The organism is Legionella sp. PATHC032, from assembly GCF_026191185.1.
GTDB lineage: Bacteria > Pseudomonadota > Gammaproteobacteria > Legionellales > Legionellaceae > Legionella.
This window is the reverse complement of record NZ_JAPHOV010000002.1, coordinates 61,273-69,128: the sequence shown is the minus strand read 5'-3', so window position 1 is coordinate 69,128 and position 7,856 is coordinate 61,273. Positions and strand designations below refer to the sequence as shown.

The window sequence follows — 7,856 nt, the reverse complement described above, 5'->3', positions numbered from 1 at the left end:
GTACTTATTCAGGGTTAAATGAAATTTCAACAAATAAACGTCTACATAATGTGTATGATTTGAATCGTCGAGCTTGTTCTAATATTAACTTACAAAATTCACTTCAACTGCAACAAAGTCTTGTTAATGGAATTAAAAAAGATATTAAAACGATAAAAAATCCTAATATATTGGAAAATTTCTTAAAAATATTAGCTCAAGAAGAAATACAACTATCCAAAATACAGGGGGAATTATCACTCCAATAGATTATGCGATTCCTTCAATTGTTCGATTTGACGTTTTTTGTATACTGTTTTCAATAGTCTTAGAAAATAACCACAGTATCAACGCTCCAAGAACAGCATAAAGACCTAGTTGATTAAATACGCTCATGTAGTGCTCATTGCTAATGAAAGGATTTAATGACTCGGATTGAGTCATTAAATTGGAAAAATAATTGGACAATGTGACCGATACACCAGAAGCCATCATCCATATTCCCATCATAAGCCCCTGCAGTTTCTCCGGCGCGAGATGTCCTATCATAGCATAACCCACCGGAGCAATGAGCAACTCTCCTACCGCTTGAAAAAAATAATGTGCAACAATCCAATTCACACTAGTTAACCCATCAGGGCTTGATTTTAATATGCCAAGAGCTAACACTGAAAAGGACAATGCGATAAACACTAGGGAACAAATAAATTGTTTCGGGATAGAAATAATTATGTGTTTCTTTCTTAGTCGCTCTAATAAAGAGATCATTAAAGGTGAACCAATAATCACAAAAAGTGAATTTAAATTCATCAACCACTGAGGGGGAATATAATATGTGCCTACGTATATATTCACGTTATACTTCAAAAATTGAGTAACTCCCATCGGCCCGACAAAGTAAAGCATCCAAAATACAATAGAACTTACAGTCAAAAATATAAAAGAATAAATTTTTTTTCTCTCATTATTATTTTTAAAACCATGTGCCAATAGCGTTATGTAAAATAAAGCCGCAGCTCCTATAGAAAGTATGAGTCCATTTGCCAACCAATAGTAATAAAATCCCGCAAAGAGAATAGGTATTATTAATAAAATTAATAATAATCCCAATTTACCATCCCCGATCTCTTTTCTGATAGCTACTGTTTTTTTAGCAAAATGCTTCCATGATTTAATAATGAAAAATACTGTAATCAGGTTAATCAGATTACTCATTTCAAATAAATGTTCATATTTATCATTGATGTCAATGTATCCACTTAAGATATAGCCGGAAAGAAACCCTATATTCATTGCGCCGTAATTATGAAAAAAGGCTTTTTCTCTTAATTCATCCTCTTGACTATTAAATTGTTGTGTAATAAGGCAATTAATGCAGGTGGAGCCTAAACCACATCCAATAACAAATAAACTTAATCCTAAATATACAAATGATTCGGAAAAATTCAGCACTATGAGGCCAATACTTTGTACAATTGTCGAAGTGGCAAATAGCAATCGATTACTTAACCACTTATCACCGAGATAACCTGCTATAAAATGAAGAATGAAATTTGAAGCCAGAAAAAAACCTACAACCCCATTAGATTGCACTTGACTTAAACCAATATTTTTAGTCAAGTAGAGTGATAATGATGAAAATAAGATAGCAAAACTGAATGTACTTATTCCGTTTAACCAGTGTAAATAAACTACCCCTTTCCTATTCATTTTTACAGAATCCATTTAATATCCTATCCTCAGGTAGTAATAACTTGCATAATGCAAATTATTTTCGAATAAAACCTACAATCAAAAGCTAATAAATTTTACATCACTAATTTTTTTAAGTGTATTATTGGAACCAATAATAAAGAATGTTTAAGAATAGCGATAAATTTATAGAACCAACTCAATATATTTTTGCACATATAGCTAAATCCATTTTCCCAGCAGGTATAGCAATATTTAACGGAAAATGTAGATATGCTCTGATAATTTACTTGCAGGTAAATTTAACATATCTCTCTGAATTTAAAACAAAAGATACTCCCCTTTTTTTGAAGGCCAAATATTTTCTCTAAAGTACATAGTTAACTTTGCCTTAGGAGGCGTAAGGTCTCCATTTTTTCGCTCGGTTAACTTCTGTAATTCACTTTCAGTTATTTCACTTTCCCATTCGTGGAAAGCTAATTTAAAAGCCTTTTCCTCAAGACTCTTCTTACGTTCAATTTCTGCTTTTTTGCTTTCTAACAGTTTCTCTTGTGCTATTTCTATCGCTGAACGATAATCGCCTTCTATCCAAGCTTGTCCTTTTCTTAAAACTCCCATCAATACATTCAAGGGATCATCATACTTCTTAGTTTTTTGATTATATTCCAAACCAAATGCAAAATGATAAATTGATTCCTGGACTATCGTTGGATCATTCTTTCCGATTAATTGTTTTATCTGTGTTTTAGAAAATCCTATATGTGACAATGGTTCAAAATTAATTTTTTCCCATTCCGGAGGTATTTGTTCATGTCTTTTAGATAAAGTAGTAGTATTAATATTATAAATACTACTATTTATATCATCTGGATTGATATCTTTTTGATATCTATTATTCAATATAGCTTCGCTAGTAAAAATCGAAGTTTTATTATTATTTTTTATGTTTTTAACATGTTCCCAGATAACCTGATTAATGCCTAAGTTAATATAGCCGCCTTTTGCATTTTTTCCCTGATGTCTAAATATTAAACCCTTGTCTATTAATCTTTTAATCGTGGTTTTTGCTGTTCCAGTGGTTGTTTGTGCCAATGTTGCCAAAGTCAATGTTTGTACTGGCCCAGTTTCAAAGCATTTTCTTGCTGAGCATATCTCTATGACCATATCAAATATAAGTTTTTGCTTTCCCGAAAGGCGTATAATTTCTTGTTCTATTTTTGAAGGTGAAATTAAGTCTATTTCATTATGATCATATTCAAGATTTTCATTGAAATTGTTTGTAATCTCGGATGTTTCTTTTATAAATTTTTCTAAAATTGATTGATTGTTTGATGTCTCTTTGTTATCTAAGTTGTTATCTAAATGGTTCCTTGTAGTTTCCTTAATGGTATCAGTTGAGTTATCCATCTGGTATTCATTAGATATCCCATGGTTTTCCGAATCGGTACCTGATTGATATTTGTTTGTTATCTTTCCGATATCTTTATCGTTATCTAATGTGGAATGTGTATTTTCTTGACTTATGCATTGGGCAACTACCGATAGATTGTTTTTAACAACAGAATCCTTTTGATGAACTAGATTTTCTAAAGTTGTTGTTCCGAATTCATTTTTCTCGGTCAAGGATGTGGGTCCACCTGATAAGTCCCATGGTCTGTAGGATTTCTTCATGAATTTCTTTTTACTACGCGACTGTAGAAGTTCCTCTAAATCAGGCATATTATAGCTCTCCCTATGCTAAAGATTCTTCTTTTAAATTTTTGGATAATGCTCGTTCGTCTTTAGCAAAAGTTTCTGCGTTTATTTCAAGTAACTCTCGTGTCAATCTATCAAAATCATCTCTTACCAAGGATTTTTTCAAATTACTAAATGAGCTTTTGTTATCATCTGTAATATTAGGTATCTCTTGCGCATACTGTACTGTAGTAGATAATACCTTCCCTTCTAATTCTGGGTCAGAAATAAGTGATACGATTGCTTTATCAGATAAAATTGTTTTTGAACTGAATTTATTCAAAAATACCTTATATTCAATTTTTTTATGGAAATGTTTATTTAATGTATCAACTTCTTGCTTTAATATTTTTAACCCTTTAGCGCTAAATTTATCAGGATTTAAAGGGGCTAGAATAATATCAGCGTACAGACTAGCGGCAGTTACGGCTTGTCCCATAGTTGGCGGGCAATCTATCAATATAAAGTCATAATAGTTCTCGACTTTACTTAATAAATTATTATAAAGCTTCTCTAATGGATACCTTCCGTTGACAATTTCATTATCGAGAATTACATTCTCAATGCGGCTTGGTATTAGATCTAATCCTTGTGAAACTGTTACTATGCTTTCTTGAATTGATGCTCCATCTTTCAATAGATCTATTAATACAGGATATTCTTCCGCGTCAATCCCATTTGCGTCTGTTAAATTACCCTGTGGATCTGCATCAATCAATAGCACTCTTGCTCCATAAGTATTGGCACAACTAGCTATATTATTGATTGTTGTAGTTTTTCCAGTTCCACCTTTAACAATTTGAACGGCGATTTTTTTTCGCTTGAACTTAAAATTAAATAACTCTCTAGCTGATTCAAATGTTAAAAAAGATTTGTTACCTATTTTTTCGCAATTTATATTTTTATTTTTTAATTGTTTATGGACGGCTTGCATTGAGATGCCGAGAAAATCTGCAACATCAGATATTGCTCTTTTGGGTTGGTGATTTTGAGTGACATTGTTTTGTATATCCATATTGAATCTCATTATGTGGTTGATGTTTTGTATGATTTTAATCATAAAACGTAAACCATGTAAACTATAAAGTAATGATAAAAATGCAATTTTACGAAGATTTCAATATTATTTAATGTTGACGTTTTACAAATGTTTATAATGTTTTTACCTTCCGATCAAGATGGATTTTTTTTTGTAAATCATAATCACATATGAATGATATCTAAGTGATATCTAAATGGATACTTAAAGTGTGATCTTATAAGATATCTAAAAGGAGAGTATTAAACCATTTTGTTATCCAAAAGATACCTATAAAGATATCTAAAGGGTATCTTAGTAGATACCCATAAAGATACCTAATCTGTATATTTGCCTTTTGCGCTGTGACCTATATAAAATATAGGCGTGATAAACTAAGATAACGAATTATATATCATTATGTTATCTTTGTTGATATCTTATATGTTTTCATATGGATATCTATATAAATATCCATATGGTACCTATAAATATATCTATTATGATTCTTTTTGTGATACCTGTAATGGTCTCTGTGATGATATCTTTGTCGATATCCATGTCGTTACTCATCTTTAGAAATTTTGAGTTAATATAAAAATGGTTAGCCGGGTTAATACAGTTTTCTGAACTAAAGAGGGTGCTAAATTTGGATATCATTGCTCGTGTTGCAAATATTGTTTTAATGAATGAATATTTCGCCTGATTTTTCTCATTATTTGAGATTTAGTATTATACTGACAATAACTCTTTCGGTGGATGAAAAGATGTGTGGTCGATTTGCTTATATTGCTTCTTATGACAAGCTAAAATACCAATTTCATCTAGCCAATGCGATTGAAATACCTCCGCGCTTTAATATTTCTCCAGGAGCTGATGTAGTATGTCTTGTTGAAACCGTTGGTCATGAAATTCAATGCGTATTATTGCGTTGGGGATTGATTCCTTCCTGGACAACGGACAGAAAAAAATTAGGAAATCTCATCAATGCACGAGCCGAAACAGTTTTTGAAAAGCCGACTTTTCGTCAGGCAATAAAATCGAAACGCTGTTTAATCCCTATGAGTGGCTTTTATGAATGGCACCAAGAGGATGGTGTAAAACAGCCTTATTTTTTTCAAAAAAAGAATCATGATTTGCTGGCTGTTGCTGCTATTCGGGATACTTGGCAGCAAAACGATGAAGTAATTCATTCTTGCTGCCTGATTACAACCGATGCGAATCCCTTGATGCAACCGGTGCACAATCGTATGCCGTTGATTTTAGATGAAAAAGGCCAAGTCATTTGGCTCAATAACATTCAATGCCCTAAAGAACAGTTAGTCGCTTTGATGAAGCCTTATCCCTATGAGGATTTACAAGGGTATCGAGTGACTACTTTAGTGAACAAAGCCAATTTTGACCATCCATTGGCGATGGAGCCATTATCTGAATAAAAAATTTAAAAATAATTTTCTTAATATTCTCGAAGACTTAGTGTTGATTTCAACTCATGTTGTTCTGAGGCGGGATTTACAGCTTATTTTTCCTTGTCTATGATATTTGTACGTAAATCAAAAAAAGAATCATCATGTCACCACGAGGCGGAAAAAGAGTAGGGGCGGGTCGCCCAAGGGGTGAGCCTACCAAAGCAGTTCGTATATCATTATCTCAACTTGCTGAATTAGAGCGTCTAAAGAGTCATGTATCGTATCAATTGCCGGTATTTGCTAGCAAAATTCAAGCAGGATTTCCATCACCGGCCGATGATTACATCGAGGGGTATCTTGATTTAAACACCAAATTTATTAAACACCCATCGTCTACCTTTGTTTTGCAAGCCACAGGGGAGTCTATGGTGGATGCTGGAATTTTTTCTGGCGACTGGCTGTTAGTCGATAGAAGCATAGAACCTTCGGATGGACGCATTGTCATTGCAGCTGTGAACGGTGAGCTTACAGTTAAACGCCTTTCGAAAAAAGGGGGAAGGGTGCAATTACTTCCTGCTAATCCCAAATTTCAACCCATTGACATTACAGAGGACAGTGAGATGGTGATTTGGGGAGTGGTGACTTTGGTTCTACATGAGCTTGCCTGAGATGTTTGCCCTTATCGACTGCAACAATTTTTACGCCAGTTGCGAGCGTTTGTTTCGTCCTGATTTAAAGGATGTCCCCATCGTGGTGCTATCCAATAACGACGGCTGTTGTATCGCACGCTCGAATGAAGCCAAAGCATTGGGCATTGCCATGGGCGAGCCATACTTCAAAATTAAACATTTGTGCGAACAGCATGGCGTGAAAGCTTTTTCCTCAAATTATACGTTGTATGGTAACATGAGTCATCGCGTGATGTGCACTATTGAAGAAGCCTGGCCCCATATCGAAATTTACTCGATTGATGAAGCGTTTCTTGATTTAAGGAGTTTACCAGTTAACTCACATGATTTGTTTTGCGAGCAGTTACAAAAGAAAATCTTGAGGCACACGGGAATACCCACTTCCATCGGCATTGGGCCGACCAAAACACTAGCCAAAGCCGCCAATCATTTATGCAAAAAAGTTTATAAAATCCCTGTGTTTAATATCTCCTCGAATCGTGAGCGGCTATTGCAACAGATTTCCGTTGGGGACATTTGGGGGGTAGGGCGGCAATGGGCCAATAAATTAATTTCGCGAGGCATTCATACGGCTTATGATTTGGCAATGACCAATCCTCACCTTCTGAAGAAATGTTTTAACGTCGTGTTGATGCGTACGGCCATGGAGCTTCAAGGAATTGCTTGTAGCGGTTTAGAGGCAATAGAGCCTAAACAAAGTATTATGTCATCTAAAAGTTTTGGTCAGATGCAAACCCAACTTGCTTCGATTGAGGAATCAATCAGTAGTCATTGTGCTCGTGCGGTGGAGAAAATGCGTCGCCAGCAATTAGTGGCGAAGCGTCTGGTTGTATTTGTGCATACGAACCGATTTCGGGAAGATTTGGCACAGCACTTTCAGTCCATCGAATTTAATCTGATTAATCCCACAGATGATTTGCGCTTAATTACCAAAATAGCCAAACGATGTCTGCAACGCATTTTTAAACCAAGGTATTACTATAAAAAGGCAGGAGTATGTCTTGAAGATTTAATTCCTAAAAGCCCACGACAGCTGGATATGTTTCATCAACCAAGTGACGAGCATCTAAACCACACGGAACAATTGATGGCGGTCTTTGACCAAATCAATCAAAAATATGGACGAAGCACAATTCGCCTCGCAGCAGAAGGTTTTTCAAAACCTTGGGCCATGCGTGCTGAACTAAAATCACCTGCCTATACCACACGATGGTCTGAAGTTCCGCTGGTTCATTTGTTTTAAATAGGAGGGGGAAGCTAGTTACAGATAAAATTAGTGGCTCGGTATCCGAATGCCCTGGATTAGAGAAAGTATAAAGTTTCCTAAAGGAAGGG

6 protein-coding genes and 1 pseudogene are annotated in these 7,856 nt (G+C 34.8%); 4 read left to right on the top strand and 3 right to left on the bottom strand.

Features of this window, described 5'->3' with window-relative positions; genetic code table 11:
- Positions 1–248 (top strand): annotated as a pseudogene (locus OQJ02_RS15405) (hypothetical protein); the annotation flags it as partial.
- Between the two features lies 1 nt (position 249).
- Here OQJ02_RS15405 and OQJ02_RS15400 read toward each other — a convergent pair.
- From OQJ02_RS15400 to OQJ02_RS15390, 3 genes are all read right to left on the bottom strand, one after another.
- Positions 250–1,704, bottom strand: a complete 1,455-nt coding sequence (locus OQJ02_RS15400) for a peptide MFS transporter (RefSeq protein WP_011212594.1) — start codon at positions 1,702–1,704, stop codon at positions 250–252.
- A gap of 288 nt (positions 1,705–1,992) precedes the next feature.
- Positions 1,993–3,390, bottom strand: a complete 1,398-nt coding sequence (locus OQJ02_RS15395; RefSeq protein ID WP_011212593.1) for a hypothetical protein — start codon at positions 3,388–3,390, stop codon at positions 1,993–1,995.
- Between the two features lie 13 nt (positions 3,391–3,403).
- Positions 3,404–4,420 carry a ParA family protein gene (locus OQJ02_RS15390; protein WP_106184466.1) on the bottom strand — a complete coding sequence of 339 codons (1,017 nt, stop codon included), beginning with the start codon at positions 4,418–4,420 and terminating at the stop codon, positions 3,404–3,406.
- Between the two features lie 770 nt (positions 4,421–5,190).
- Between OQJ02_RS15390 and OQJ02_RS15385 the strand changes: the two genes are divergently transcribed.
- From OQJ02_RS15385 to OQJ02_RS15375, 3 genes are all read left to right on the top strand, one after another.
- Positions 5,191–5,859, top strand: a complete 669-nt coding sequence (locus tag OQJ02_RS15385; protein ID WP_061638463.1) for an SOS response-associated peptidase — start codon at positions 5,191–5,193, stop codon at positions 5,857–5,859.
- 134 nt (positions 5,860–5,993) lie between these two features.
- A complete protein-coding gene (locus OQJ02_RS15380; RefSeq protein ID WP_011215133.1) occupies positions 5,994–6,500 on the top strand; it encodes a LexA family protein in 507 nt (168 codons plus the stop codon).
- Entirely contained in the window at positions 6,487–7,764 is a 1,278-nt protein-coding gene (locus OQJ02_RS15375; RefSeq protein ID WP_061638464.1) for a Y-family DNA polymerase, read from the top strand. Before OQJ02_RS15380 ends, OQJ02_RS15375 begins: the two co-directional genes overlap by 14 nt.
- Positions 7,765–7,856 lie beyond the last annotated feature (92 nt).